We start from the raw sequence: 25,887 nt of genomic DNA on the forward strand, positions 1-25,887 counted from the left end.
ATGGGCGCATCAATTTAATCAATGAGTTACAAGAGAAGTCCGACAGGCTCCTAGGAGTATTTTGATAATATTTAGGGGATACTGGAAAAGGCTGCGCCTTTTGTACACCCTTCATGTCAACTGTTAGGCAGCCTTATGACCATCAAACTTAAAAAGGCAATGAGAACTCCTGTTGCAACCCGCGTTGCACTTCGAACTTGAATCCGCCATCATTTTTAATATTCCGATATTCCGTTATATTTGTACCTATTATACAAACGGGACGCCCAAAGGCACCCCATAATTCAAACTTTAAACTTCAGCAAGGACTATATGGGCAAACTCTACAACGAAATTACTCCCGAGCTCACGTCGTGGGTTCAGAAGCAGCACGTGTTCTTCGTCGCAACGGCACCATTAGCAGCTGAAGGCCATGTGAACTGTTCCCCAAAAGGCCTGGACTCTCTCAGAATTCTCACTTCTCAGACGGTCGCGTATGCCGATCTCACAGGAAGCGGAGCCGAGACAATCGCTCACATCAGGGAGAACGGGCGAATCGTCCTGATGTTCTGTGCGTTTGAGGGGCCACCGAAGATCGTCCGCTTCCACGGGACGGGCGAGACTGTCTTGCCAGGCACGCCGCTTTGGGAGGAGCTTGCTCCAAAGATGTACTTGAAGCCGAGTACTCGGGCAATCATCTTGATCCGCGTCACTCGCGTCAGCGATTCTTGTGGATACGGAGTCCCGATCATGCCGTATGTCGAAGATCGCGACGTCATCGACCGTTGGGTCGAGACAAAAGGCGTCGAGAATCTCTCTGCCTATAGGCGCGAGAAGAACGCTAGCAGCATCGACGGGTTGCCAACAGCCGAATTCGAATGAAACTTGCATATAACCAGCACGATGCAACTGTTCCGATCGGAAAAGCAAACGCTTATGGGCCCGCTGTTCGTCAGTTGCCTGTTAGATGTATTCATCAGGAATTAAAGGGAGGGGGCTCGAATATTTCTGCTTGAGCTCACCCATGACCGTCGCCCGCGCATCCGTCTTGATGGCGTACCGCTGCACATCGTGCAACGCGGCTAAATTTAGCAGTTTATTGACAGCCTGGATTTGTTGGCTTGTTTGAGGGGTACGTCCAAAAAAACCTCCGGCTTTACCGGAGGTCGTCTAATTATTTCTTCAAGCCAACAATGCAAGCCTGGATTTTGGCGTTGTCACCAGCATGAGCCTTTTGGCAGTCTGCTGCCGACTGTGGGACACTTGTTGCAAATGACGGCAAAGCAACAACCGATACCAAAGCAAAAACTAGCATATTCATTAAATTTTTCATTAATTAATTTCCTTTAAAAAGTTAATTTAAACTGACCTTATGCCAGTGCTTACCTAGTAAGCAAAATAGATGCCAGATTTTATAATACTTAAAAAAACAATAAGTTACATAAACAATAGCTAGTAACAATAATAATAATGTCGCTTATCGGGGACATTTTTTATTTGATGCTTATAACGTACTGAATATACATTCAATTAATAGTCGTCAATCAAAGACAATTGAATTAAAGGAATTGAAGGGTTGAGTAAAAGGATAGGCTCTCGCCAGCCCTTCCATCAAACCGTATGTGCGGTTGTGCGAGTTTTTGCTTCGCAAAAGCCCTGCCAACCACAATTCCCGCACACGACTTTCCAATGTTCTTCACACCAGGAGTGTGTCGGGCTTTTCCCATATTTAAAGATTGACCCCACCTACAGGGTGCTAACATGCGCGCCATGAGCACACCGAATCCAACAAAATCACAACTATGGCTGCTGTATTGTCGCCCCGGCTTTGAACGAGACTGCCTGCAGGAAACACAGGCAGCGCCACTCGAAGCCAGTGCCAACAGCGGCTTCCTCATCATTCAGGGCAAACCGCGCCTGCATTATGACCAACTCACCTTTACCCGCCAGTTGATCACCCTGCTAGCCGAAGTTAGCGAGCTGCCCGATCGCGACCGCCTCACTCCGCTGCTTACAGCCATACCCGATACACCCGGGCAATTCAGCACACTGTGGCTGGAAACGCCTGACACCAACGATGGCAAAACCCTGTCCGGTTTTATTAAGCGCTTTCAACCCCTGCTGGAAGAAAAACTGCGCGCCAGCGGACGTATGGCTGAAGACCCCCGCTTGCCCCGCCTACATATCTTTTTCCCTGACAAGAATCGTGCACTGATCGGTACAAGTGATCCGCGCAATAGCGCCGATGCAGCTATGGGCATCCTGCGCATGAAGATGCCTTATGAAGCGCCCAGTCGTTCTGTACTCAAGCTGGCCGAAGCTTTTGAGGTATTTTTATCCGAAGACGAAAAAACACAATGGATCAGGCCGGGCATGCGCGCGGTAGATCTGGGTGCCGCTCCCGGTGGCTGGACTTGGCATCTTGTCAGTCTGGGCATGCAGGTGGTGGCAGTTGATAACGGCCCGCTCAAAGGCGTGGTGGCCGATCACCCTTCGGTTAAACACCTGCGTCAGGATGGCTTCCGCTATCGCTCCAAACACGCGGTAGACTGGCTGGTATGCGACATGATAGAGCAACCGGGACGGGTGGCCGCACTTGTCGCTGACTGGGTCGCCAGCGGCTCAACCAGCCGCGCCTTCTTCAACCTCAAGCTGCCGATGAAAAAACGCGTGGAAGCCTTGAACGAAGCGCTCGCCAGCATCCGCGAGATACTGGATAAAAAAGGCTTCAAGTATCGCTTGAAAGCGAAACAGCTATACCATGACCGTGAAGAAGTGACTGTGTTTCTGGCCAGGATTAAACGCTAAAACAAAACCAATTAAAGGAACCAGGCTCTACAGGGCACCTCTAAAAATTCAATTTTCGTCACAATACGGCGTTACTCTAAAAAAATTATCGCTTACATATCAACTATATGCCGCGCTCAAATTTTTTACTCGTGCCTTGTCTTGCTTAGAAAATTGAATTTTTAGAGGCGCCCTACAGTCTGATTTCATTTTATGGGCCGCCCTGGCTTGCTCGCCAAACCGTGATTCGGGCGGTCCTCGCCACTCCGCCAGCCGTGATAGAGAACGCAAGCGCCGATGAGCGGGCGCGAGTCGCACAAGTTCTGGACCGCATTCTGCCCGTCAGTCCGCGCCGGCTAGGGCTACTCAATGACGCCTCGATTACCTCCACCCTGACGCGCTACGAGCTTGAGCGAATTGCCGTGCCTACGCTTATCCTGAGCGTGGCAGACGATTTATTCGTAACTTTCGACGGCGCCCGCTATAGCGCCGAGCATACTCCGCACGCACGCTTCATCGGCTACCCGAGTGGCGGACATCTGGGGGTCGGACACCAGAAAGAAGTTATTTCCGAAATAGTAGCTTTCTTGAAATAATGGTAGATAAAATATCCGCCTCATTTTAATCGAGATTGTCCATTAGGAAATTGAAGGCGCGCAGGCAGCTTTTGCCTAAAGCTCCTCAAACCAAGGTCTTCGTCGTTGTGAGAGTACCAATTGCTGCCGATTCTCAAAATCAGCCCGCTCGCGGTAATTTTACTCAAACGATGAATAGCAAAATTCATGGCGTGGCTACGTTTTGGCTCGACAAGCTATCCGGGCTGGCATTAAATGAATGGCCATCCCGGATAAATAGCTACACCAAGTCTATATTCTGTGGTGCTATGGGAAGGGAAAGGCAGTTTCGATAGTTAAATTTTTGAAAAGCAAATATGCGAATTGCCAATAATGCAGAAGCCATGCGATGACCGTTATGGCTTGTTAAAAAGCTTTCCAATTTCTTGATGAGCAAGCTGTTCCATGTTCTGTGGAAATGAACCACGGGCTGAAAGCGCCCTGAGCACTAAATGTGCCGGAAGTCTGGACAAGGTCATCGGTGGACGCACAGGGTCTTGACCACCCGTCGTGCCTTCATCCTCTATTCCTGCAACGATGCCAACACTACCTACTACTTTTGTTACTGCGTGATAGTCCTTTGGGTCTTTTAATGCGTGGATGATTGCGACTTGAGTATTAACGATGCCAATCAGTAATTCGGTCAGATCTTTTTCGGTTATTGCAGCCATAATGAATCCTTTAAAAATTAGATGTTAAGTAAAAGTGATAAAGCAAGCGGTATCCATGAATCATTAAAGAAACAATAGCATTATTACACTCCGGATTACTTTAACTCACCATTCCGTAGAAATCAATAATCTAAAAATCATAGCCCCACATATTTCAGCAATTGAAGAAATTGCCCTGCATCCTGATACCCAATTACACGGCGGCCGTCCTGCTCGCGCCCTTGTGCATCAAAAAATAAAATGGCGGGCGGACCGAATAACTCAAAACGTTTTAACAGTGCTTTATCTTCGTCGCTATTGGCAGTGACATCGATTTGTAGCAACACAGCGTTTTTCAGTTTAGCCTGCACCTTGGCATCGGTGAAAGTATAACGCTCCATCTCCTTGCACGATATGCACCAGTCTGCGTAAAAATCCAGCATCACAGTCTTGCCATTCGCCTGTGCAATGCGGGCATCCAGTTCAGCCACATTCTTTACCCGCACAAATTGCAGAGTCGAGGCCGCTTCTGCCTGGCCGTTGCCAAGTGCTGCCAGCGGACGCAGGATGTCGCGTGCGCCGGAGAGTGCACCGATCAAGTAGGCGCTGCCAAGCAAAAGCGCGAGAATACCGATGCCTTTCCATAGCTTCTGCCAACCTGAAGCATTGTTTGGCAGCGCTTCCAGCGCGTGCATATAAATGGCGGAAAGCACTAGCAGTGCCGCCCACAGCAACATCTGTATGCTCAACGGGATCAGCGTTGAAATGAGCCAGATCGCGAGCGCCAGCATTAATACGCCAAAAAAGCGCTTGACCGCTTCCATCCATGCGCCCGCCTTGGGCAATAGCGCTCCAGCTGATGCGCCGATCAATAGCAATGGCAAGCCCATGCCCATTGCTAGTGCGAACAACGCTGTTCCACCCAGCCAGGCGTCATGCGTCTGCCCGATATACAGCAGAGCAGCCGCCATGGGTGCGGCGACGCATGGACTGACGATAATGGCAGATAGCGCGCCCATCACGAACACGCCGCTCAGATGGCCGCCATGCAGGCGGTTGCTGGTATTGGTCAATTTGCTTTGCAGGGCGGCGGGAAGTTGTAACTCGTAAAAACCGAACATCGATAAAGACAGCAACACGAACACGGCAGCGAAGCTGCCCAGTGCCCAGGGCGTTTGCAGCGCGCTGGATAATAGCGTGCCCGACAGACCAGCAGCCACGCCGATCGCTGCATAGGTTAATGCCATGCCGAACACGTAGGCAAGCGACAAGAGGAAGCCGTGCATTTTGGTAGGATGTGAGCTGCGACCGACGATGATGCCGGAAAGAATGGGAATCATCGGCAGCATGCAAGGAGTGAAAGCAAGCAGCAACCCGGCGCCAAAGAAAAATGACACGATCAGCCAGAAGCTACCCTGCTTGAATAGTTTGGCGAGCTGCGTACTTTCAGAATCAGCAGACATTGCAGCGCCTTGCGCCGACTGGGGCGAGGCTTGCATCTGTGGCGCTGTTGTGAGACTTGCCTTGGGTAGCACGATGCTGAACTGCTTATCAATTGGCGCGTAGCAAAGATCGTTTTCTTTGCACCCTTGATAACTGGCTGCCAGCGTAATATCCTGAGCCGTATTGTTGTTGCGTTCCAGCGTAATCACCGCTTGAAAGGGCTGATGAAATACCGTCATGTCACCGAAGTTGGGATCAGACTTCATGTCCCCTTTAGGCATGGACACATTCGTAATTTTTACGCCCGCAGCTTTTGCGGAATCGCCCGATATTGTGAATCTAAGCTTGTCACGATATAAATAGTAACCGGGCGTGATCTTGAAATTGGCAAGCACGGTGGATTCATCGCGCACGCTGACTTCCAGCCCGAATGCCTTATCCGGAGGCAAGATGACAGTTTGCTTCGCGCCACCCAGCAGCGGCAGTCGATCCAGAAAACTTTCCGCGTGGGATAACGGAACCAAGCATAACAACATCAACAGTAAGAGACGCATCGCTTTCAAAACCTTAGTGGATGTTACCTATAAATCAGTAACTTGACGAACCAAATGACTCTATGAAAATAGAGGATGTTTTGTTTTCTAAATGGCTATAAGGTGAGCAATCATAATTCAAGACAGCCTTCACTTTTACTCCTTCCAGCCTCACATTGTCAGGGAAGGCTGGCAGAGGTTGGAGATGTTTCTTGCACGATCCACTGTAGATAGCCGGGCAACCCTGCGTTAATCGAGACAGCAATGATCTCGGGAAGTTCATAGGGATGATGTGCACGGATGACGGCCTCAAGGTGCGGGTAGGCGGCGCGGGTAGTCTTGATCAGCAGCGGCACCTCACTAGCCGTCTCTATTTTTCCCTGCCAGCGATAGACCGAGGTGCATTCCGCCAGCATGTTGATGCAGGCGGCGGCCCGACTTTCAATCAAAGCATTGGCCACGCGCTGGGCGCTCTCACGATTAGGCAAGTTGGTTAGGACTAGAAGAATTTCGTCCATCAACTTTATGCCGCTTTCACATTAGCGCAGCGAACCCCCAATTGCAGCAACTCATCCCACACGTTGCCGCGGCGCAAGCCCTTAACCACCTTGTCCACGTGCGCGGCCTGGCGCAAGGCACGCTCGGCTATAGCCGGGCTGAAGCGCCGCACAGCGCGCTCCACGAGCTTTTGGCGTGCGCCCCATACACGCGCATCGCGTAGCGCAGAAGCCAAATTGCCGCTGTGCTGCATGGCACGCAACACCTTGCTCAACGTGCGGATGTCTTCGGCCAGCGCCCACAGTATCAGCACGGTAGCCGTGCCTTCCGCACGCAGACCATCGAGGATGCGCGCATACCGCGCTACATCACCCGCCAGCATGGCCTCGGACAGCTTGAACACGTCGTAGCGCGCCACATCCATCACGGAGTCCTTCACCTGTTCGAAAGATAATGGCCCGGCAGGAAACAGCAGGGCGAGCTTTTGAATTTCTTGATAAGCCGCCAGCAAATTGCCTTCCACCCGCTCCGCGAGAAACACCAGCGTGTCCGCATCAGCGGATTGATTCTGTCGCTTCAATCGGCTTGCAATCCAGGCCGGCAGTGCATTCAGCGCAATTTCCTCGGTGGCGATTATCACCCCCTGCGCTGACAGCGCAGTGAACCACTTGCTGCCCAAGGCAGTCTTGTCCAATCTTGGCAGCGATACCAGCGTGACTGTGTCGGCGCTCAATTTCTGGCAATAATCCTGCAAGGCCTGCGCACCTTCCACACCCGGCTTGCCGGATGGAATGCGCAGGTCCACCAGTTTGCGCGTGGAGAAGAGCGACAAGCTTTGCGCGCTGTTGCGCAACTCTGCCCACTTGAAGCCCGGCTCAGCAATTAGCACTTCACGTTCGGTATAGCCTGCCGTGCGTGCTGCAGCGCGGATGGCATCGGCAGCCTCGATAGCAAGCAGCAACGCCTCGCCGTGAATGACATACAGCGGCGCAAGCCCTTGGGCAAGATGATGCGACAAATCCCCCTCAGAAAGTTTCATGGTAGGTCAGCTAGTTTCATTGCGGTGATTGCGGCTTGGCCAGGCTCAAGCGGCGCAATATCTGCTGTACCGCATCCTTGCGCATGTCTTGATAAAGCAGCGTTTCCTCCATTTCCTTAGCAAGAATCTGTGTGTTGTCATAAGATAAATAACGCTGCAGCACGATTTCATCTGCAGGAACCCATTCCTGCTGTTTACTATCGTAAGCACGCAACGAAACACGGTAATTCAACTGGAATTCGCGTATGCGACCGGCATCGCTCAAGGAAAGTATCTGCTTGCTCATAGTTTCGGAAACGATATGCAGAACCAGTTGCGCGTTTTCGGGCGAGTCAACGAGCTTAATGTTATATAACTGCACAGCGCGTTTTAAATCGAGAATGAACGGCGCATTGGCGTTAGGTGTCTGTATGAATAATGTCTGGAATGGGAATGTAAACCCCCCTTGTCCCTGCCCGCGCAAATGGAAGCCGCACGCACCCAACAGCAGCGTGAGCATCAACAGCGGTAGTATCAGCAGATTTGTGCGCATCGGCATCTTTCCAAAGGTTAGATTACTACGTTGATCAAGCGACCAGGTACCACTATGATTTTTTTGGCAGCTTGGCCGGCTAATAATTTTTCAACGGACGGATATGTTAAAGCCAGCTGTTTGAGCGTGGCATGATCGGCATCCTTCGCTACGCGCAACTTACCGCGCAACTTCCCATTGACTTGAATTATCAGTTCGATTTCGTCTTGTATTAATGCTGCCTCATCTACTTCTGGCCACGGAGCGGACAGGATATCATCGCCGTAACCCAACTCTTGCCAGAGTGTTTGTGTGATGTGCGGTGCAATGGGGGAAAGCAGGCGCAGCAGGATACTGAATCCATTCGTGATGACAACTGCTTTAGTATTCATGCCAGGCGTAACTATGACCATTTGCTGCTCTAACGCTTTCAAAATTTTCATGCAAGCTGACGCCACAGTATTGAATTGCAAGCGCTGCAGGTCAAAATTTGCTTGTTTAAGCGCTACATGCATCTCTCTATAAACATCCCTTTGCTCATTACTCAATGCCCTCAAATAATATTCGTCGGACTTTTGATTGCTATGATTGCGGTAAATACCAATCTCGTTTTTATTTGAATAAGCAAAATTCCATATGCGTCTCAGGAAACGGAACGCGCCTTCCACGCCGGCGTCAGACCACTCCAGCGTTTGCTCAGGCGGCGCTGCAAATATTATAAAGAAGCGCGCAGTGTCGGCGCCGTATTGGTCAATGATGACCTGTGGATCTACGCCGTTGTTTTTGGACTTGGACATTTTCTCTGTGCCGCCGATAACAACCGGCTGGCCGTCGGAGCGCAACTTGGCGCCAACTGGGCGTCCACGAGAGTCTGTCTCTATATCCACCTCGGCAGGATTGATCCATAACTTTTTGCCCGCCGCACCTTCGCGAAAAAAAGTTGGCGCGATTACCATGCCTTGCGTGAGCAGGTTGGTAAACGGTTCATCAACGGATTTTGGCCGCAGCGTTTGCTCCTCCTTTCCCTGTGATGTTGAGGCAAGGGCAGTCTCGCCGAACAACCCCGCATCGCGCATCAACTTGTTAAAAAAACGCGCATACAGCAAATGCAAGATGGCGTGCTCAATGCCGCCGATGTATTGATCAACGGGTAACCAGTACTGGGCACGCTCGTCTACCATGCCCGTGGTGCAGCCGGGGCTGGTGTAGCGCGCGTAATACCAGGACGATTCGACGAAAGTGTCCATGGTGTCGGTCTCGCGCTTCGCCGCGCCGCCGCATTGTGGGCAAGTGGTCTCGTAGAACTCTGGCATCTTCGCCAGCGGCGAGCCCGCGCCGGTGATGGTAACTTGTTCCGGCAATACCACCGGCAAATGTTCATCCGGCACCGGAATGTCGCCGCAATGTGCGCAATGGATGATCGGAATCGGGCACCCCCAGTAACGCTGACGCGAGATGCCCCAGTCGCGCAGGCGGAACTGGGTGCGCTTCTGGCCTAAGACTTTGGCTTGCAGGTCAGCAGCAATCGCATCGAAGGCTTGCTGGAAATTCAGTCCGTCGTATTTGCCGGAGTTAATACACACGCGAAGCTCTTTTTCACCGTACCATTCTTGCCAATGGTCGGCTGTAAATTTATTTTCGAGTAAAGCTTTCTTTATGACATCGATTTCGTCACGTTCAATCACCTGTTTGATTGGCAGGTTGTATTTCTTCGCAAATTCAAAATCGCGCTCGTCATGCGCCGGGACCGCCATCACCGCGCCTTCGCCGTAGCCCATAAGCACATAATTGGCGACCCACACCGGCAGCTGCTCGCCGTTGAGCGGATGGTTGACGAACAAACCGGTATTCATGCCTTTCTTTTCCATCGTCGCCATGTCGGCTTCGGCCGTGCCGCCGTGCTTGCATTCGGCAATGAACTCGGTCAACTTTGGATTGCTTGCTGCGGCTTGTGTCGCCAGCGGATGTTCAGCAGCCACCGCGACATAAGTCGCACCCATCAAGGTATCAGGACGGGTGGTATACACCTTGAGCATACCCGTCGTTCCGACGCTCGCCGCATCATAGGGAAAATACACTTCGCAGCCGTGGCTCTTGCCGATCCAGTTGCGCTGCATGGTCTTGACCTGTTCCGGCCAACCCTCCAGCTGGTCCAGGTCGGCAAGCAACTCCTCGGCATATTGAGTAATGCGCATGAAATACATCGGGATGTCGCGTTTTTCCACCAGCGCGCCGGAACGCCAGCCGCGCCCATCAATCACCTGTTCATTGGCCAGCACTGTGTGATCGACCGGATCCCAGTTCACCGAAGACGTCTTTTTGTAAATCAGCCCTTTCTGAAACAGGCGCGTGAACAACCATTGCTCCCAACGGTAATAATCCGGTTTGCAAGTAGTCACTTCGCGCGACCAGTCGACGCCAAGTCCCAGGCTCTGTAGCTGCGTGCGCATGACGTCAATATTGGAGTAAGTCCACGCGGCGGGCGGTACGTTGTTGGCCAAGGCGGCATTTTCAGCGGGCAGGCCGAAGGCATCCCAGCCCATCGGCTGCATCACGTTAAAGCCCTGCATGCGGTGATAACGCGATAGCACATCACCGATGGTATAGTTACGCACATGCCCCATGTGCAGCTTGCCGGAGGGGTAAGGAAACATCGACAGACAATAATATTTTGGCTTTTCAGACTGGTCCTCCGCGCGGAAGGTCAGCTTCTCATTCCAATATTGTTGCGCGACAGCTTCTATATTTTTCGGTTTATAATCCTGTTGCATTTTAATTTCTGCGCTAGTTCGTCCAGTCGACATTATAACGGCATAATCCTGCCCAAGCTGCGCGCGAACTGACAGATAAGGCTGCAAATGGTGGTACGTTAAGATGCCTTGGGGTGCGAGGTTCTGCTAGAATGCCGCCAAAATAAATTTTTAATATCCTTCAGGAGAGTTTTACTATGTCCCGCAAGCACCCCGTGATTGCTGTGACCGGTTCATCGGGCGCCGGCACTACTACCGCCAAGCGCGCTTTTGAAAATATTTTCCGCCGTGAGCACATAAATGCCGCCGTGATTGAAGGTGACAGCCTGCACAGCCTGGACCGCCTGGAGTTCCGGGCTGCCGTGGCTGAAGCTGGCAAGGCAGGCAATCATTCGTTCAGCCACTTTGGACCCGAAGCCAACCATTTCGACAAGATCGAAGAGACCTTCAAGTCTTATGGCAAAACCGGTTCCTGCAAGCGTCGTTATTACATTCATAGCGATGCTGAAGCGAAGGAGCTGAATGCGCGCTTGAACACCAGCTTGAACCCCGGTCAATTTACGCCGTGGGAAGATATTGCCGCCGGTTCCGACCTGCTGTTTTATGAAGGTTTGCACGGCATGGTTAAGACAGATACCGTGGATGCAGCCAAGCATGTTGATTTGAGCATCGGCGTGGTTCCCATCGTCAATCTGGAATGGATACAGAAAATCCATCGTGATCAAGCTGAGCGTGGCTATTCCGCTGAAGCGACGGTAGACACCATCCTGCGCCGCATGCCGGACTATATTAATTTCATCACACCACAATTTTCGCGTACTGATATTAACTTTCAGCGCGTGTCTACGGTGGACACTTCCAACCCTTTCATTGCACGTGATATCCCTACACCGGACGAAAGTTTTGTAGTGATTCGTTTCCGCGATTCCAAAGGCGTGGATTTTCCATACCTTATTGACATGATTCAATGTTCATTCATGTCGCGCTCGAATACCATTGTAGTACCCGGTGGCAAAATGAGCTTTGCGATGGAAGTGATTCTGGCTCCAATCATGCATGAAATGCTGCAGAACAGAAATAAATAACTTTTTATAATTTGATGTTAGCGGGGAATCAGGCATAGCTGCTGGTTCCCCGTTTTGTTTACGGATATACCTAATGGATTTTCTTTCCGGCCTTAATCCAGAACAGCGCGCTGCCGTTACCCTGCCGGAACAATCGGCGCTGATCCTGGCCGGTGCGGGCAGCGGCAAAACACGCGTGCTGACCACACGTATCGCCTGGCTGATCAGCACCGGACAAGTCAGCCCGCATGGCATTCTGGCTGTCACCTTCACGAACAAGGCGGCGAGGGAAATGCTCCTGCGCTTGTCCGCCATGCTGCCGATCAACATACGCGGGCTATGGATGGGCACTTTTCATGGGCTGTGTAACCGTATGTTGCGCGCCCATCACCGCGAAGCCATGTTGCCGCAGACTTTCCAGATTCTGGATAGCGCCGACCAGCTTGCTTCCATCAAGCGGTTAATGAAAGTGCTCAATGTGGATGACGAAAAATATCCACCGCGCGAGGTTCAGAGCTTTATCAGCGGCAACAAGGAACAAGGCCTGCGCGCGCATGAGGTGGAAGCCTTTGATCCCTATACCCGCCGCAGGGTGGAAATTTTTGCTGCCTATGATGAGCAGTGCCAGCGCGAAGGCGTCGTGGATTTTTCCGAGTTGCTATTGCGCTGCTACGAATTGCTGTCGCGCAACCAACCATTACGGGAGCATTATCAGGCTCGCTTCCGCCACATTTTGGTGGATGAATTTCAGGACACCAACCGCTTGCAATACCAATGGCTAAAATTATTGGCTGGGCAACATAATGTCCTGTTTGCGGTGGGCGACGATGACCAATCTATTTATGCGTTTCGTGGCGCGAATGTTGGCAACATGCAGGAGCTGACGCGCGATTTTCATGTGCAGAATGTAATCAAACTGGAGCAGAACTATCGCTCGCACGGCAACATCCTGGATGCCGCCAATGCACTCATCAAGAATAATCGCAGCCGTCTTGGCAAGAATTTATGGACCTCGGAAAATAAAGGGGAGCCAATACGCGTGTACGAGGCGCCCACCGATGCGGAAGAAGCCAGATTCATCGTAGACGAGGCGCGCCAACTCAATCGCGAAGGCGTTCATCTGGCCGAGATGGCCGTTTTATACCGTTCCAATGCTCAGTCGCGCGTCATCGAACACGCACTGGTATCAGCCGGCGTGGCCTATCGCGTGTATGGCGGACTGAGGTTTTTCGAGAGACAGGAAATCAAGCATGCGCTGGCTTATCTGCGCCTGATACAAAACTCGGATGACGATAACGCGCTGCTGCGCATCATCAACTTTCCTACGCGCGGCATCGGTGCGCGCACTATCGAACAATTACAAGAAGCGGCTCGTGCGCAAAATGTCAGCCTGTGGCACGCGGCAAAACAGTCGAGCGGCAAGGTGGCGACGTTTGTAAATTTAATCGACATGATGGCCGATGCCACTCGTGAACTGCCATTGCCGGAAGTCATCGATCATATAATTCTGCACAGCGGGTTGCTTGCACATTATCAAAACGAAACGGGTGTCAAACAGCGCGAGGCTCAGGAACGGCTGGAAAACCTCAATGAACTGATCAATGCCGCGACACTGTTTGTGCATGAGAACGAGGACGACAGCCTTACTTCCTTTCTCACTCATGCCGCGCTTGAATCAGGTGAAAGTCAGGCAGAAGCTGACGCGGATGCGCTGCACCTGATGACGGTACACTCATCCAAAGGTTTGGAATTTCATACTGTGTTCATGAGCGGGCTGGAAGAGGGCTTATTCCCGCACCAGAACAGCCGCATGGCGGATGCCGGTGTGGATGAAGAACGCCGTCTGATGTATGTGGCTATCACACGCGCACGGCGCAGGCTGTATCTCACCTTTGCACAGAGCCGCATGTTGCATGGACAGGTGAATTACAACTTGATGTCCAGCTTTTTGCGCGAGCTGCCGGAGGAGTTGTTGCACTGGATAACGCCGCGCATAACGGCACGCAATAACTTTAGCTCTTCTGCTTATTCAACCCCTTTCACTCCCAAGCCCTCCCCTATCAGCATGAGAGGGCTTGGGGGAGAAAAAAGCGTTAGTGCTCAAAATTCTCCATGGCATATTAGCCAGGCAGTGCATCACGCCAAGTTTGGCGAAGGGGTCATAGTCAACATTGAAGGCGGTGATTCAGATATGCGCGTACAGGTGAATTTTCGCACTGCCGGTACGAAGTGGCTGGCGCTGGAATTCGCGAAGCTCACCCCACTTTAATAACGGCCAGTATCCATATCTCCGGCCTGGTTAATATACGGGGTGGACGTCATATTCTCTATCCATGCAGAATGGCCAGATGCACAAGAGGTGCAGTCATTCAATACACCGCATCGTGGTCGCCCACGTTCACAGGGATAATCTGTTCATCCTGAATCAACAGCTCCAGCGTAATACGGTAAGAAAGATTGATGGAAACCGAATGCAGGGCTTGCAGCTTTCCACTCAAGGGATGCAAGCGCAATGAAGGGTGATGGGGATTCATCTCAAGGAGTTGCAGGGTTTTAAGATACTGCTTCTCCAGATCGGGATGCCGCTTGAGAAAACGCGCCGCGCATCTTGTATATTGCTCGGTAAAAACCAAGCGATAGCTCATGCCGCGGATTTCACCCGTGCCACATGCTCCTCTGGCGACTCCTGCACAAATCGTCCCGCCGCCAGATCAGCGCGGGCTTCAGCCAGCGCCACCTCCAGCTCGCACTCGCGCAAATAGTGATATTGCGCAATATCCATCACCACGAAACGTTCCTTGCCGCGCACCGAAACAATCGCCTCGGAATGCTCGGCCAGAACGGACTCGATAGCGGCCACCCCTTTTGTTTTCAGATCATTGGCCGTCAAATGCGACATAGCTTATCTCCTTAGGAAGTTGTTATTCAATGCGATAGATAGTGCGCTATATCGTACGATTAATCAAGCTAAGCACGTCGCCGTTTCCCTCGAACAACAGGCAGTCTTCGAGCGATGGCTGCAACCTGAATCGACGCTGCCACATAGCGGACACTTCGACAAATAAAATATTGTACAGACCCATTGTGTCTTCATTGTATATGTTGTGCATGCGATATGAGTCTGGCGGGGATGCAGATGGGGTCTTTGATAAACCAGAAGCATAGCATCTGAATGTCGAAAATTTTTACAGTCTCGCTTGGAAACTTTGCAGACGGGCTGCTGCCGCTCACACCGATAACATTTAACATGCTGAAATTAAATTGAATTAAATTTTAATGTTGTATACTGGCATGGATCATGCTTATGATTGGCAAGTCAGAATCATGTCTGACATATTTTTTATATTCAACAACTAAGCTACTCGTTAGGCGCGTCAAAATTCTTTACATACTTATAATGGAGGATATAAGTATTAATATAGATCAATTGCATGCATTTATGTCATGGTGTTTTCAAAATAAAAAAATAAAATTCGTAACCATCAGCTTTCATTCATAGGGGATCCAAATGATTAAGAAATCACAGTTCGCTTTTGCACTTGGGATGGCCTTTGCCTCCTTCTTTGCAGGCGCGGCACCCATTCAGCTAATTACAAACGGCGGATTCGAGACCGGCACCTTTGCCGGCTGGACCGTCACTGATCTCGCAGGTGGTTCTGGCTCGTGGTTCATCGACGATGCCAACGGCACAACGCCTCTCTCTGGACAGTCAACGATGGGGCCCGCATCAGGTAGTTTTTACGCAGTGACCGATCAATTCGGCCAGGGTACTCACGTTCTTGAGCAGTTTTTTATTGTCCCTGTTGGTGCAACCTCGGTGGCGCTTTCTTTTGACATGTTCATGAACGACTGGGACAGTGGCCCGATCGTGAATCCTGTGGGCTTGAATGATGACACGGCTGGCGCCAACCAGCACGCTCGGGTCGATATCATGACGGCTCTCGCTGGTGCTTTTTCCACCGCGGCCCTTGATATCGTCGCATCTCCAGTTCCGCCTGGTGTTGATGCCGGTGCCGACCCGCATGCCTATACCCCCTACCTATTCGATATTACGGCACTGGTAACCCCTGGATCCACGTACAAACTTCGCTTCGGCGAAGTGGATAACCAATCATTCTTTAATCAGGGTGTCGATAATGTCAGCATTCTGGCTGACACTGCACAAGTGCCCGAACCCGCCTCACTGGTGCTGTTTGGCCTTGGCTTGGCTGGTTTAGCTTCTGCCCGTCGCCGCAAGACCGTGTAACAAGCAGCTTCGGGAAACAAAAAGCCCGGCAGGTAACTGTCGGGTTTTTCCAAACAGTAAATGGGTTGAGTAGAGAACAGGCTCTCACCTGCCCACCCTCATCAAACCGTGCAAAAATGAGGACGCTACCCTTTAATTTCCATCTTCAGCACACACAAATGGCAGCGTCCCCTTTGAGTGTCCATAATGTTACAACATCGAAAAACTGAATCCACTACAGATTCGAGGTGAGAAATTCAACCTTTGATCGCCCACTCCACTGCCATAATCCGTGCCTCACGCACCTTGTCAGCAATAGCATTTTTATCCTCACATTGCTGCGCAATCTCCCCTGCATTCACTGTCTGCGCCGCCCGTAACATTCGCAACAGATAATCCGCCTGCGGATAAGCATCCTGTTCATGTCCGGTCCGCCCCCGCGCATCTGACGCACATGCCTGCAGCAGGTGTGCGAAGCGTTCCGGCCTGCGCCACGCATCGCAACTCTGCAATATGGCGACTATGGTATCGGGGCGCAGCTCGGGGGCACGATGTACATTACCGTGATAGCGTGCCACCAGTAAGCTGAGGTCGCGGCAATCGTTGGTTACGCGCAGACGCACACACAAGGCACGCAACAAGTCCACACTGCGTACCTCGTGGCCGATGTGGCGCGGCAAAATATCCGTTGGCGTATTCCCCTTGCCGAGGTCGTGCGTGAGCGCAGAAAAACGCACTTCCAGCGGGTAGTCATGTTGAGCCGCATCGTCCAGCACCAGCATGGTGTGTATGCCGCAATCGATTTCCGGGTGATGTTTAGGCGGCTGTGGCACGCCGAACAACGCGTCTACCTCCGGCAAGATTTTCACCAGCGCACCGCAATCACGAAGCGTGAAAAAAAAACGTGACGGCACTTTTTCCATCAGGCCACGCGCCAATTCTTGCCACACACGTTCCGGCACCAGCGCATCCACTTCACCATTTGCCACCATTGCGCGCATCAGCGATAAAGTCTCCGGTGCTATGTTGAAACCGAAACGTGCCACGAAGCGTGCTGCGCGCAGAATCCGTACCGGGTCTTCGCTGAACGCCGAACTGACATGGCGTAAAATCCCGGCTCGCAAGTCGGCGATGCCGTTATTGGGGTCAATTAACTTGCCGTCTTGGTCGCGTGCAATGGCGTTAATGGTAAAGTCGCGGCGCAGCAAGTCTTGCTCCAGCGTCACGTCCGGCGCGGCATGAATGGCAAATCCCCTATAGCCCGGCGCGGTTTTACGCTCGGTGCGTGCCAGCGCATATTCCTCGTGTCTTTCAGGATGCAAGAACACCGGAAAATCCTTGCCCACCGGCGTATAGCCGCGCGCCACCATGTCTTCCGGCGTACTCCCCACCACTACCCAATCGTGGTCATTCACTGGCAGACCGAGCAGTTCGTCGCGCACAGCGCCGCCAACACTGTAAATTTTCAGGCCGCTATCTTTCATCAGGGATAGCCTGCTGGTTAGCTGCATTCTTTGCCGTTATCACGCCCAAACGTTGCTTAAGAGAACGCGGCGGCTGGCCGAAAAGCTGTGAGTAATACATGGTATTGCTCATCACCTTCTTTACGTAAGTGCGCGTTTCATCAAAGGGAATATTTTCGGCGTAAACAGCTCCTTCCAATGTGCTTTCCCCCCGCCATTTGCGGGCGCGTGAAGGGCCGGCGTTATAGGCAGCAGAGGCCAGCACCGGATTATTGTCGAGTGACGACAGCACCGATTTCATGTAATACGTGCCAAGTTTGAAATGAGTATCAAGTTGATTCACAAGTGCCTGGCGATAACTTTTCATACCTATCTTTTGCGCTATCCAACGCGCCGTGGCAGGCATGATCTGCATAAGGCCCGTCGCGCCTACTGGCGATTTGGCTTGATAGACGAAACGACTCTCCTGCCGTATTAAGCCATACACCCAGGCTTCTTCCAGTTCATTCTTGCGAATATAGCCCTGTAATACCTCCCGGTAGGGCGCGAGATAACGCAGGCTGAAGTCATGTATCTGCACGGTACGGTCGGCAGTGTTGATAGCATGGTCATACATCCCGTTGCGGCGAGCAATTTCAGCTGCCACCAACAGCTGTTGGTCGTCAAGCTTGCGCAGTGCCCATGCCCATTCTCTGGCCGCGTCAGTGCGCAAATCCATACGGTATAACGCCAGTGTGCGCTGGACGGCGGGCTGCGCCAGCATTGCATTGATTGTCGCTTTGCTTGGCTGATAACTGGCAGGCAGTGTTGCGGCAGGAGTTTCTCCGATCTCCTCGGCGGAAAGTTGACCGTAAAAATTATGTTCGCTGCTCAATTCAGTAAACAGCACGTTCGCTTCCGGCAAGCTTCCCCATGTTTTCAAAGCACGCGCCTTCCAATAACGCCAGACACCCTCGCGCTGTTGTTGCGGCGTCATGGCATTAATACTCGCCCAAACTTCATGCCAGTTCTGCGTAAGCAACGCCGCTCGTGCACGCCATGCCAGTTGCTGCCCGGTCAGGGGCGCCTCACCTGCCGCCTTGTACCATTCCAGCGCACGCGCATCTCGTTTGCGTGCCGCTTCGTAACCTAACCACCCATAAAAATAATTCTGCTCATCCGCAGTAAAATATGCCGCTTTTTTCTCCCACTGTGAATAGGCTAATTGCGGCGATTGCTTGGCAAGCCGTTGCAAGGCAAACATCGCCACTGTGCGCTGCGCTTCGGAGGCGTTATCCAGCTTGGCAGAGGCAAGATAACGCACCTGATCAGTGGCGGCACTATCCAGCTCGGATGAAGAAAGGGCGCGCTTGGCAGGCAACCTCTCCGAGAGCTGTTTAGCCAGCGTCAGATTACCTGCCTCCAATGCCAGGCGCAAACGTAGCCATATATCCGTTGCATTAATGATACCGCTGGCAATTGCCGCATCGAACAATGGAGCACAGCTTTCCGGCAATTCCGCGCTGCTAATTAACCACAGGTTGCGTGCCTCATGCAGCACTTGTTCTTCTTGCAGACGTTGACGCGATCGCAGTGCATAACAGGTCAGATCGACCTCTCCGCCCACCAGGCGTGGATATTGCGCCGCAAATTCTTCCCATTGCTGCCTTTTTCCAAGCAGTCTCAACCATTCCGCACGCAGGTGGTTAATCACCGGGGTATCATCAGGTCGCGCCAGAAATTTCTGGATATCGGCGGCACTCGCCGTTTCTAGTCGCATACGCAACTGGTAATAAGCTAGATAAGGTTCTAGCGGGGAATGCTTTAATCGCATGGCCATGCGATCAAGCTTCACTAAATCACCCATCCGGAATGCATCGCGCGCGGCGAGAAAATCCGCATCCTGATTTGCTACCGCCAAAGCAGGAATAAAAAGCAATACATACACAAAAAACTTTGGAAAACACATGGAAGGTGCCCTTATAAAATTCCGCTTAGCCGCCATATTCCCGACTGATTTTGAAATTTTTCCATGGCAGGCGATTTCCCCATTCATATTGCATTGAGTACATCTCTAACCTACTATCGGTGGCCAATCCCCGAAACTTGAATTTGCGTGGCTTGTTGTCCGCATTGATCACCTGATCAAATAATTCTTCAAACATATTCAGGCTCAATATTTTAACAGATGCGGATAACCGCGCGTCGCCAGTTTCCATGAAGGTGCTTTATTGAAGCTGCGATGTCTTCAAGCAAGATTTATTCAAACACAGGGTACACTAACAGCAATAAATCAAAATGATTTACTCTTGGTACTGGTGAGTTGGGCAAGGTCAAAAGGGAAATTTTTCTATGCATGAATAACCTGAGATACTGTTTTTTGAAAAAGGTTTACAAATGATTATCTTGCCAAAAATATATAATAATCAATAAATGCAAAGCTAAGTATCTGATAGGCGTGGAGAGGGAATGCAAAAACCTGTAAAATCCTGAAATTCAAAAATTCCATTAATTAAGGCAAGGAAAATACATGAGCAAGAACCTGGTGCAATTCATTATCGAAGAACAAAGACAATTACCGGGTGCAACTGGTGACTTCACTGGGTTGCTCAGTGACATCATTTTGGCCTGCAAGCAAATTGCCCATAGCGTAAACAAAGGTGCATTGATTGGCGTGCTGGGAAGTGCAGGTAGCGAAAACATCCAGGGTGAAACGCAAAAAAAACTGGATGTCATAACTAATGACATTTTCATCGAAGCAAACCAATGGAGCGGCCATCTTGCCGCTATGGCATCTGAAGAAATGGATGACATCTACCCAATTCCTTCGCAATATCCAAAAGGTAAGTACTTGCTAACATTTGATCCGCTGGATGGCTCGTCCAACATTGACGTAAATATTTCCGTTGGCACTATTTTCTCGATTCTACGTTGCCCCGAAGGAGTGACAAACCCGACCGCAGAGGATTTTCTGCAACCGGGCACCAAGCAGGTCTGCGCTGGTTATGCACTATATGGCCCCTCTACAATGTTAGTGCTCACCACTGGAAATGGCGTAAATGGCTTCACGCTGAATAATGACATTGGGGAATTCATGCTGACTCATCCGAATATGACCATTCCGACCGATACTCAGGAATTCGCCATCAATATGTCCAACCAGCGTTTCTGGGAAGCTCCGGTGCAACGTTATGTGGATGAATGCGTAAAGGGTAAAACCACAGGAGGACGAGAAAAAAACTTCAACATGCGCTGGGTGGCTTCGATGGTTGCGGAAGTGCATCGCATCCTGACTCGCGGCGGCATCTTTATGTATCCATTCGACAACAAGGAAGTAGGCAAGGCAGGAAAATTGCGTTTACTATATGAAGCCAATCCAATGTCTTTCATCGTGGAACAAGCAGGAGGGGTATGCTCCACGGGTCGCGAACGTATCATGGAGCTCAAGCCAACGGGCTTGCACCAACGTGTACCGGTGATTCTTGGTTCAAAGAATGAAGTAGAGCGTGTGGTGGGTTATCACAAAGAAGCGTGACACAATTGAATGAATGCCGCTGACCTACGATGAAAACTAACCAGGCGGGGCAGCCCGCTTGGTTTTAAAGCAGTTTTACGTAACTGGCAGGGCGGTTCGGGTTGAAATAGTCAGCACCTCCGCATTTCGAAAGCACTACACTAGTTAATCTTAATCGTCTGATAAACTCAACTTTTAGAGTGCCCTAAGTTAACAGAAGAATTATTCAATCAAAAATATTCTGCCTAACCGCGAATAAAATACAAAACAATAAACCCGAATAAAATTAACGCGACCAATGTAACCAGTTGGTTTATTTGTTTTTGTTGGGACACTAATTCGCGCAATACGTTTGCAATTTGCAATCCGGGTTTTTCATTCAGTGTCTGGTACAGCAAACGCGGTAGCTGCGGCAATAGGATGGCGTAGTGTGGCGCCTCTATTTTTAGCGCATTAAGAAAACCGCGCCAGCCAATTTGCTCGCTCATCCAACGTTCCAGCCAAGGCTTGGCAGTCTTCCACAGGTCCAGCTCGGGATCGAGCTGCAGGCCCAGTCCCTCAATATTAAGCAAGGTTTTTTGCAGCAGCACGAGCTGTGGTTGGACTTCAATGCCGAATTGGCGCGAGGTCTGGAACAGGCGCAGCAACACGCGTCCGAAAGAAACTTCACGCAAGGGCCGATCAAAGATTGGCTCGCACACGGCTCGAATGGCTGCCTCCAATTCATCTACCCGAGTATCCGCAGGTGCCCAGCCGGATTCTATGTGTACTTCCGCCACGCGTTTATAGTCGCGCCGAAAGAAGGCGATAAAGTTCTGTGCGAGATAATGTTTGTCGGTATCTGTGAGGGTGCCCATGATGCCGAAATCCAGTGCAATGTAGCGGCCATCCGCTGCCACCTGCACATTACCGGGATGCATGTCCGCATGGAAAAAACCATCGCGAAAAACCTGGGTGTAGAAAATTTCCACGCCATTGGCCGCCAGCGTAGGGAGGTCGATGCCGGCCGCACGTAGCGCCTCCACGCGATTGACGGGAAGGCCATACATACGTTCCATCACCATCACTTCATCCGTACACCAATCCCAGTAAATTTCCGGGACCAGCAACAATTTTGAATTGGCAAAGTTGCGTTTCAACTGGCTGGCGCTGGAGGCTTCACGCATCAGATCAAGTTCGTTGTGCAGATGCTTCTCGAATTCCTCTATCACTTTGCGCGGCTTGAGCCGCCTGCCGTCTTCCCACCAGCGTTCAATTAAACTCGCGCAGACATCAAGCAGTGCAATGTCGTGCGCGATAACGCGGGCGATGCCGGGACGCAGGATTTTTATTGCGACTTCTCGTCCATTCGGCAGCACGGCGAAATGTACTTGAGCCACCGAAGCACTGGCAATGGGGGTTTCCTCAAAACTGTGGAATACTTCATTGAGTTTTTTATTGTAGGCGGCCTCCAGCAAAACCACAGCTTGCGCGGAAGGAAAGGGCGGCACCTGGTCTTGCAGTTTGGCCAGCTCGTCGGCGATGTCGACAGGAATCAGGTCGCGGCGGGTAGAAAGCATTTGCCCGAACTTTACAAAGATCGGGCCCAAGCTTTCCAATGCATAGCGCAATCTCACTGCACGCGGTGCAGAGGTGTCACGTGCGAATAGCAGCAGGTTGATCGGTACCAGCATCCAGCGCGTGCGTGAATGCGCAAGCAGAAATTCGTCCAAGCCGAAGCGCAGTATGACAAAAATTATTTTTAGCAGGCGTATCAAGCGCATGAAAATTTTACGAAGGTTTGATTATTCTGCAGTCCGAGCGAAATGTTCGGCCGTATGTTTGAAATTATATTCGCTGCTTGATTGTATTCCGCTCATCCAAAAACTGCTTTAACGTGGCCTGTAAACATCTTGATAGAAAATCAGCTTTGTGACTTCAAATAACTAAATATATTGCAGCATATTATAAAGACCAGAGGAGATTTTCAGGAATTAGATAACCGATTAATGCGTTGCTCCAGCCGCGCTACGTCGTCGCGCAGCTTGTCTGTCTGTTGCACGAAGTCCGCAATATGAGTGGATTTGGCAAGCAGCGGGGATTCTTCCGTCCAGTATTCTGCCAGCGCTTGCGACAGGTTGAGTGCAGCATCCTGTATATATTGCTGGCCAGTCTTGGCATATTGCACGATACGTTCGGCAGCGATATCGCCAGTCAGCCGGCTTAAGTCTTCTGCTGCATCCCAGTGCAGATGACGACTGAGATAAAAAATTTCGGCGAGTAGCGCGGTATCGCCGCAACTTTCAATTTGCGCGGAAGCCGTTTCATCATGCACTGCCAGACGCGGCAGCAATGAAGGCGGAATGGTGCAGCTTGCATCGGCACTTACATCGGCTGCCGAGGCGCGCAGCGTGCCATCGTTTTGAATAGTATAGGCAAAAATAAACGGCGCGATAGTAAATCGCGCCGTCTTGCCAGCATGGATTACCAACCGCTGCAACGCCCAGCCACTTTGAATAAGCAAATGGTTAAGGGCGGAAGCGGTCGGCTGAAACAGCATGTTTAAGCTACTTGCTGGATCCCGGATAGTAACCAGACTGCCTTTTCATCGCGCAAATTCTTCTGAACATGCCAAATTTCATCGAAGTTCTCCGGCATGCCGTTATTCTCGCTCAATTGTCCGCTCATACGTACACTGGCAATGGCATAGTCACCTTCATTGACCACCTCGACAATCTGCGTGTTGATTGTCTGCACATCTGTTTTTTGCGGTGCATCGCCGCGTTCCTGTAACTGCAAGGAAATTTCGGCAAACATTTCCGGCGTAGTGTATTCACGAATGTCATTGAGATCCTTACGGTCATTTGCGGCCTGCAGACGGATAAATGAAGTCTTGGCGCTACGCAGGAAAGCTTCAGCCGGGAAATCTGCCGGAATGTTACTGCTGCTATTGGCTAAAGGGGCGTTGGTTGCAGCGCTACCGCCTGCAAATGGCTGCTGCCTCGATTCTGGCTGGTAGGATGATGTGCCACTACCTGCATACTGCATGGCGGGTTGCTGCGCCTGCGATTTGCGAAACCGGGAAACCAGGAACATCACCAAACCTGCGGCCAGAAGCGCCATCAGAATACCACCTATTGCGCCACCTAAACCGCCCATACCACCTGCGAACATTGCGCCCAAGCCTGCACCTATGGCCAAACCGGCCAAGGGGCCAAGCCATTTATTACCTGCCGCAGGCGCTGCCGGGGCAGGTGCGGCAGCGGGTGTCTTGGACGTTTGCTGCGGACTCATGGTGCGTTGCTGACCAATGCTGCCACCCCCGCCCATGCGCTTAGCTTCGGCGGTTACAGATAGCATGGAGAAACTAGCCAGGGTAAGAGTTAACAACAATAGAAAACGTTTCATGGGCTACCTCATTTAATAGTTAACAACAAAAAAGCGAATAAAGTATAACACTACATTCTTAGTACACTGCACCATGTAAAGGTTCATTTTGCGAACCAGCTTGGCTATGTCCTTAAAATATTTGGATATTAAATCCTAATTTCAACTTCCTCAGCAAGCCTGAGGCAAGTTGAGTATTGAAAGTATTGGGAGTGCGCTGCAGGAGTTTGTAAAACATCCTGGTTAAATTTTGTAACCCCTGTGCAGAGCGACAATTCCAGCATTAAGGTTAAAATATTCAACACGAGAGAGCCCAGCTTCTTCCATCATGCGCTTAAGCTCCTCCTGTGAAGGGTGCATGCGGATAGATTCCGCCAGGTAGCGGTAACTGTCGACATCCTTGGCGATCAGCTCGCCCAACTTTGGCAGCAGTTTGAACGAGTAAGCATCATACAGCGGCTCCAGCGGCTTCCATACCTTGGAAAACTCCAGCACCAGCAAGCGGCCACCGGGCTTAAGCACGCGCTGCATTTCACGTAGCGCAGCATCCTTGTGAGTCACATTGCGCAGGCCGAAAGCAATGCTGACACAGTTGAAATAATTAGACGGAAATGGCAAATTCTCCGCATCACACTGTACAACTGGTGTGTTTAGGCCATCATCAATCAAGCGGTTGCGGCCGACACGCAACATAGCTTTGTTAATGTCGGTGAGCCAAACTTGGCCGCTGTTGCCGACACGCTTGGCAAACTGACGGGAGAGATCGCCAGATCCACCCGCCACATCCAGCACTCGCTCCCCCTCTCGTACACCGCTGATCTGGATGGCGAAGCGCTTCCATAACCGGTGCAGGCCAACTGACATGAGGTCGTTCATAACATCATATTTGCTGGCGACGGATGTGAATACCTTGTCTACGCGCTCGGCTTTTTCCGTTTCCGCGACAGTCGTGAAACCGAAATGAGTTGTTTTGTTCATTTTATTTCCTCGGGTTTATCGAGTAAATCTACGGGATGATGTGGAACACGGCTCTCCCCCGCTTCTGCCAATTTGCATAAATAATCGTGCCACAACGCATCCTGATATTTCCCGAGCTCATTCAAGTAATCCCAAGAATAAAGACCAGTATTGTGGCCATCATCGAAAGTCAGTTTGATGGCGTAACTGCCTACGGGCTGCACGTCAATCACGTTCACATCTTGCTTGCCGACCTGCAGCACCTCCTGGCTTGGGCCGTGCCCACGTACTGCGGCAGAAGGAGAATGCACTCGAAGAAATTCATAAGGCAAGCGGTAGCGTGAGCCGTCATTGAAGGCTATTTCCAGCAGCTTCGATTGTTGATGCAGGGTAATTTCGGTGGGATTAAGCATGGTCATTAAAATGGACACACATATTTTGTTCGGCAGCGTAATAATAAAAAGCGGGTGCAGCAATAGAACGTTGTGTTCCATGCCGCCTTAGCTTTTCTCGCA

The 25,887-nt window shown here is 51.1% G+C and carries 24 protein-coding genes; 7 read left to right on the forward strand and 17 right to left on the reverse strand.

The window, feature by feature from the left end; translation table 11 throughout:
- Window positions 1-312 precede the first annotated feature (312 nt).
- On the forward strand, window positions 313-861 hold the full coding sequence (locus tag MJ768_RS14665; protein WP_239292783.1) for a pyridoxamine 5'-phosphate oxidase family protein: 549 nt from the start codon (window positions 313-315) through the stop codon (window positions 859-861).
- 292 nt (window positions 862-1,153) lie between these two features.
- On the opposite strand, the gene MJ768_RS14670 is transcribed toward MJ768_RS14665, so the two are convergent.
- Window positions 1,154-1,312, reverse strand: a complete 159-nt coding sequence (locus MJ768_RS14670; RefSeq protein WP_239292784.1) for a hypothetical protein — start codon at window positions 1,310-1,312, stop codon at window positions 1,154-1,156.
- Window positions 1,313-1,749: 437 nt separating this feature from the next.
- Here MJ768_RS14670 and rlmM point away from each other — a divergent pair, with 437 nt between their 5' ends.
- Both rlmM and MJ768_RS14680 read left to right on the forward strand, forming a co-directional pair.
- A complete protein-coding gene (gene rlmM, locus MJ768_RS14675) occupies window positions 1,750-2,787 on the forward strand; it encodes a 23S rRNA (cytidine(2498)-2'-O)-methyltransferase RlmM (RefSeq protein ID WP_239292785.1) in 1,038 nt (345 codons plus the stop codon).
- 221 nt (window positions 2,788-3,008) lie between these two features.
- Window positions 3,009-3,362 carry an alpha/beta fold hydrolase gene (locus MJ768_RS14680; protein ID WP_239292786.1) on the forward strand — a complete coding sequence of 118 codons (354 nt, stop codon included), beginning with the start codon at window positions 3,009-3,011 and terminating at the stop codon, window positions 3,360-3,362.
- Window positions 3,363-3,736: 374 nt separating this feature from the next.
- Here MJ768_RS14680 and MJ768_RS14685 read toward each other — a convergent pair whose 3' ends face one another.
- The 6 genes from MJ768_RS14685 to leuS form a co-directional block, all read right to left on the reverse strand.
- Window positions 3,737-4,051, reverse strand: a complete 315-nt coding sequence (locus MJ768_RS14685) for a hypothetical protein (RefSeq protein ID WP_239292787.1) — start codon at window positions 4,049-4,051, stop codon at window positions 3,737-3,739.
- A gap of 137 nt (window positions 4,052-4,188) precedes the next feature.
- On the reverse strand, window positions 4,189-6,027 hold the full coding sequence (gene dsbD / locus MJ768_RS14690) for a protein-disulfide reductase DsbD (RefSeq protein WP_239292788.1): 1,839 nt from the start codon (window positions 6,025-6,027) through the stop codon (window positions 4,189-4,191).
- A 158-nt stretch (window positions 6,028-6,185) separates the two neighbouring features.
- Window positions 6,186-6,524 (reverse strand): divalent-cation tolerance protein CutA, encoded by a 339-nt coding sequence (gene cutA, locus MJ768_RS14695; RefSeq protein WP_239292789.1) that lies wholly within the window; start codon window positions 6,522-6,524, stop codon window positions 6,186-6,188.
- Between the two features lie 5 nt (window positions 6,525-6,529).
- Window positions 6,530-7,543 (reverse strand): DNA polymerase III subunit delta, encoded by a 1,014-nt coding sequence (gene holA / locus MJ768_RS14700; RefSeq protein WP_239292790.1) that lies wholly within the window; start codon window positions 7,541-7,543, stop codon window positions 6,530-6,532.
- A gap of 16 nt (window positions 7,544-7,559) precedes the next feature.
- Window positions 7,560-8,075 carry an LPS-assembly lipoprotein LptE gene (locus tag MJ768_RS14705; protein ID WP_239292791.1) on the reverse strand — a complete coding sequence of 172 codons (516 nt, stop codon included), beginning with the start codon at window positions 8,073-8,075 and terminating at the stop codon, window positions 7,560-7,562.
- Window positions 8,076-8,092: 17 nt separating this feature from the next.
- Entirely contained in the window at window positions 8,093-10,825 is a 2,733-nt protein-coding gene (gene leuS / locus MJ768_RS14710; RefSeq protein WP_239292822.1) for a leucine--tRNA ligase, read from the reverse strand.
- A 176-nt stretch (window positions 10,826-11,001) separates the two neighbouring features.
- On the opposite strand from leuS, the gene MJ768_RS14715 reads away from it, so the two are divergent.
- Together MJ768_RS14715 and MJ768_RS14720 are read left to right on the forward strand one after the other, a co-directional pair.
- Window positions 11,002-11,889 (forward strand): phosphoribulokinase, encoded by an 888-nt coding sequence (locus MJ768_RS14715; protein WP_239292793.1) that lies wholly within the window; start codon window positions 11,002-11,004, stop codon window positions 11,887-11,889.
- Between the two features lie 73 nt (window positions 11,890-11,962).
- Window positions 11,963-14,137, forward strand: coding sequence for a UvrD-helicase domain-containing protein (locus MJ768_RS14720; RefSeq protein WP_239292795.1), 2,175 nt, complete (start codon window positions 11,963-11,965; stop codon window positions 14,135-14,137).
- 100 nt (window positions 14,138-14,237) lie between these two features.
- Here the strand turns inward: MJ768_RS14720 and MJ768_RS14725 are convergent, their stop codons facing one another.
- Entirely contained in the window at window positions 14,238-14,513 is a 276-nt protein-coding gene (locus tag MJ768_RS14725) for a type II toxin-antitoxin system RelE/ParE family toxin (protein ID WP_239292797.1), read from the reverse strand.
- Window positions 14,510-14,767: a type II toxin-antitoxin system Phd/YefM family antitoxin gene (locus MJ768_RS14730; protein ID WP_239292800.1), complete on the reverse strand. Its 258-nt coding sequence runs from the start codon at window positions 14,765-14,767 to the stop codon at window positions 14,510-14,512. The genes MJ768_RS14725 and MJ768_RS14730 overlap by 4 nt, the downstream gene beginning before the upstream one ends.
- 609 nt (window positions 14,768-15,376) lie before the next feature.
- Here MJ768_RS14730 and MJ768_RS14735 point away from each other — a divergent pair.
- Window positions 15,377-16,114 (forward strand): PEP-CTERM sorting domain-containing protein, encoded by a 738-nt coding sequence (locus MJ768_RS14735; protein WP_239292801.1) that lies wholly within the window; start codon window positions 15,377-15,379, stop codon window positions 16,112-16,114.
- 236 nt (window positions 16,115-16,350) lie between these two features.
- On the opposite strand, the gene MJ768_RS14740 is transcribed toward MJ768_RS14735, so the two are convergent.
- The 3 genes from MJ768_RS14740 to MJ768_RS14750 are packed head-to-tail and all read right to left on the reverse strand — an operon-like array spanning window position 16,351 to window position 19,700.
- A complete protein-coding gene (locus MJ768_RS14740) occupies window positions 16,351-17,562 on the reverse strand; it encodes a multifunctional CCA addition/repair protein (RefSeq protein ID WP_239292824.1) in 1,212 nt (403 codons plus the stop codon).
- Window positions 17,563-17,566: 4 nt separating this feature from the next.
- Window positions 17,567-19,504: a transglycosylase SLT domain-containing protein gene (locus tag MJ768_RS14745; protein WP_239292802.1), complete on the reverse strand. Its 1,938-nt coding sequence runs from the start codon at window positions 19,502-19,504 to the stop codon at window positions 17,567-17,569.
- 25 nt (window positions 19,505-19,529) lie between these two features.
- Complete coding sequence (locus MJ768_RS14750; RefSeq protein WP_239292803.1) at window positions 19,530-19,700, reverse strand: hypothetical protein; 171 nt, start codon at window positions 19,698-19,700, stop codon at window positions 19,530-19,532.
- A 365-nt stretch (window positions 19,701-20,065) separates the two neighbouring features.
- Between MJ768_RS14750 and MJ768_RS14755 the strand changes: the two genes are divergently transcribed.
- Window positions 20,066-21,070: a class 1 fructose-bisphosphatase gene (locus MJ768_RS14755; protein ID WP_239292804.1), complete on the forward strand. Its 1,005-nt coding sequence runs from the start codon at window positions 20,066-20,068 to the stop codon at window positions 21,068-21,070.
- 224 nt (window positions 21,071-21,294) lie between these two features.
- Here the strand turns inward: MJ768_RS14755 and ubiB are convergent, their stop codons facing one another.
- From ubiB to MJ768_RS14780, 5 genes are all read right to left on the reverse strand, one after another.
- Entirely contained in the window at window positions 21,295-22,812 is a 1,518-nt protein-coding gene (gene ubiB / locus MJ768_RS14760; RefSeq protein ID WP_239292805.1) for a ubiquinone biosynthesis regulatory protein kinase UbiB, read from the reverse strand.
- A 203-nt stretch (window positions 22,813-23,015) separates the two neighbouring features.
- Window positions 23,016-23,588, reverse strand: coding sequence for a ubiquinone biosynthesis accessory factor UbiJ (locus MJ768_RS14765; RefSeq protein WP_239292806.1), 573 nt, complete (start codon window positions 23,586-23,588; stop codon window positions 23,016-23,018).
- 2 nt (window positions 23,589-23,590) lie between these two features.
- Window positions 23,591-24,436 carry a Tim44 domain-containing protein gene (locus MJ768_RS14770; RefSeq protein WP_239292807.1) on the reverse strand — a complete coding sequence of 282 codons (846 nt, stop codon included), beginning with the start codon at window positions 24,434-24,436 and terminating at the stop codon, window positions 23,591-23,593.
- Between the two features lie 222 nt (window positions 24,437-24,658).
- Window positions 24,659-25,393, reverse strand: coding sequence for a bifunctional demethylmenaquinone methyltransferase/2-methoxy-6-polyprenyl-1,4-benzoquinol methylase UbiE (gene ubiE, locus MJ768_RS14775; protein ID WP_239292808.1), 735 nt, complete (start codon window positions 25,391-25,393; stop codon window positions 24,659-24,661).
- On the reverse strand, window positions 25,390-25,791 hold the full coding sequence (locus MJ768_RS14780) for a gamma-butyrobetaine hydroxylase-like domain-containing protein (protein WP_239292826.1): 402 nt from the start codon (window positions 25,789-25,791) through the stop codon (window positions 25,390-25,392). Before MJ768_RS14780 ends, ubiE begins: the two co-directional genes overlap by 4 nt.
- Window positions 25,792-25,887: the final 96 nt, after the last annotated feature.

It is taken from the genome of Candidatus Nitrotoga sp. 1052 (assembly GCF_927312905.1).
GTDB lineage: Bacteria > Pseudomonadota > Gammaproteobacteria > Burkholderiales > Gallionellaceae > Nitrotoga.

Bases quoted from the DNA above. Each gene is read 5' to 3' on its own strand.
- MJ768_RS14665 (WP_239292783.1), top strand. From the start codon at position 313: ATGGGCAAACTCTACAACGAAATTACTCCCGAGCTCACGTCGTGGGTT.
- MJ768_RS14670 (WP_239292784.1), bottom strand. From the start codon at position 1,312: ATGAAAAATTTAATGAATATGCTAGTTTTTGCTTTGGTATCGGTTGTT.
- rlmM (WP_239292785.1), top strand. From the start codon at position 1,750: ATGAGCACACCGAATCCAACAAAATCACAACTATGGCTGCTGTATTGT.
- MJ768_RS14685 (WP_239292787.1), bottom strand. From the start codon at position 4,051: ATGGCTGCAATAACCGAAAAAGATCTGACCGAATTACTGATTGGCATC.
- dsbD (WP_239292788.1), bottom strand. From the start codon at position 6,027: ATGCGTCTCTTACTGTTGATGTTGTTATGCTTGGTTCCGTTATCCCAC.
- cutA (WP_239292789.1), bottom strand. From the start codon at position 6,524: ATGGACGAAATTCTTCTAGTCCTAACCAACTTGCCTAATCGTGAGAGC.
- holA (WP_239292790.1), bottom strand. From the start codon at position 7,543: ATGAAACTTTCTGAGGGGGATTTGTCGCATCATCTTGCCCAAGGGCTT.
- MJ768_RS14705 (WP_239292791.1), bottom strand. From the start codon at position 8,075: ATGCGCACAAATCTGCTGATACTACCGCTGTTGATGCTCACGCTGCTG.
- leuS (WP_239292822.1), bottom strand. From the start codon at position 10,825: ATGCAACAGGATTATAAACCGAAAAATATAGAAGCTGTCGCGCAACAA.
- MJ768_RS14715 (WP_239292793.1), top strand. From the start codon at position 11,002: ATGTCCCGCAAGCACCCCGTGATTGCTGTGACCGGTTCATCGGGCGCC.
- MJ768_RS14720 (WP_239292795.1), top strand. From the start codon at position 11,963: ATGGATTTTCTTTCCGGCCTTAATCCAGAACAGCGCGCTGCCGTTACC.
- MJ768_RS14725 (WP_239292797.1), bottom strand. From the start codon at position 14,513: ATGAGCTATCGCTTGGTTTTTACCGAGCAATATACAAGATGCGCGGCG.
- MJ768_RS14730 (WP_239292800.1), bottom strand. From the start codon at position 14,767: ATGTCGCATTTGACGGCCAATGATCTGAAAACAAAAGGGGTGGCCGCT.
- MJ768_RS14735 (WP_239292801.1), top strand. From the start codon at position 15,377: ATGATTAAGAAATCACAGTTCGCTTTTGCACTTGGGATGGCCTTTGCC.
- MJ768_RS14745 (WP_239292802.1), bottom strand. From the start codon at position 19,504: ATGTGTTTTCCAAAGTTTTTTGTGTATGTATTGCTTTTTATTCCTGCT.
- MJ768_RS14750 (WP_239292803.1), bottom strand. From the start codon at position 19,700: ATGTTTGAAGAATTATTTGATCAGGTGATCAATGCGGACAACAAGCCA.
- MJ768_RS14755 (WP_239292804.1), top strand. From the start codon at position 20,066: ATGAGCAAGAACCTGGTGCAATTCATTATCGAAGAACAAAGACAATTA.
- ubiB (WP_239292805.1), bottom strand. From the start codon at position 22,812: ATGCGCTTGATACGCCTGCTAAAAATAATTTTTGTCATACTGCGCTTC.
- MJ768_RS14765 (WP_239292806.1), bottom strand. From the start codon at position 23,588: ATGCTGTTTCAGCCGACCGCTTCCGCCCTTAACCATTTGCTTATTCAA.
- MJ768_RS14770 (WP_239292807.1), bottom strand. From the start codon at position 24,436: ATGAAACGTTTTCTATTGTTGTTAACTCTTACCCTGGCTAGTTTCTCC.
- ubiE (WP_239292808.1), bottom strand. From the start codon at position 25,393: ATGAACAAAACAACTCATTTCGGTTTCACGACTGTCGCGGAAACGGAA.
- MJ768_RS14780 (WP_239292826.1), bottom strand. From the start codon at position 25,791: ATGACCATGCTTAATCCCACCGAAATTACCCTGCATCAACAATCGAAG.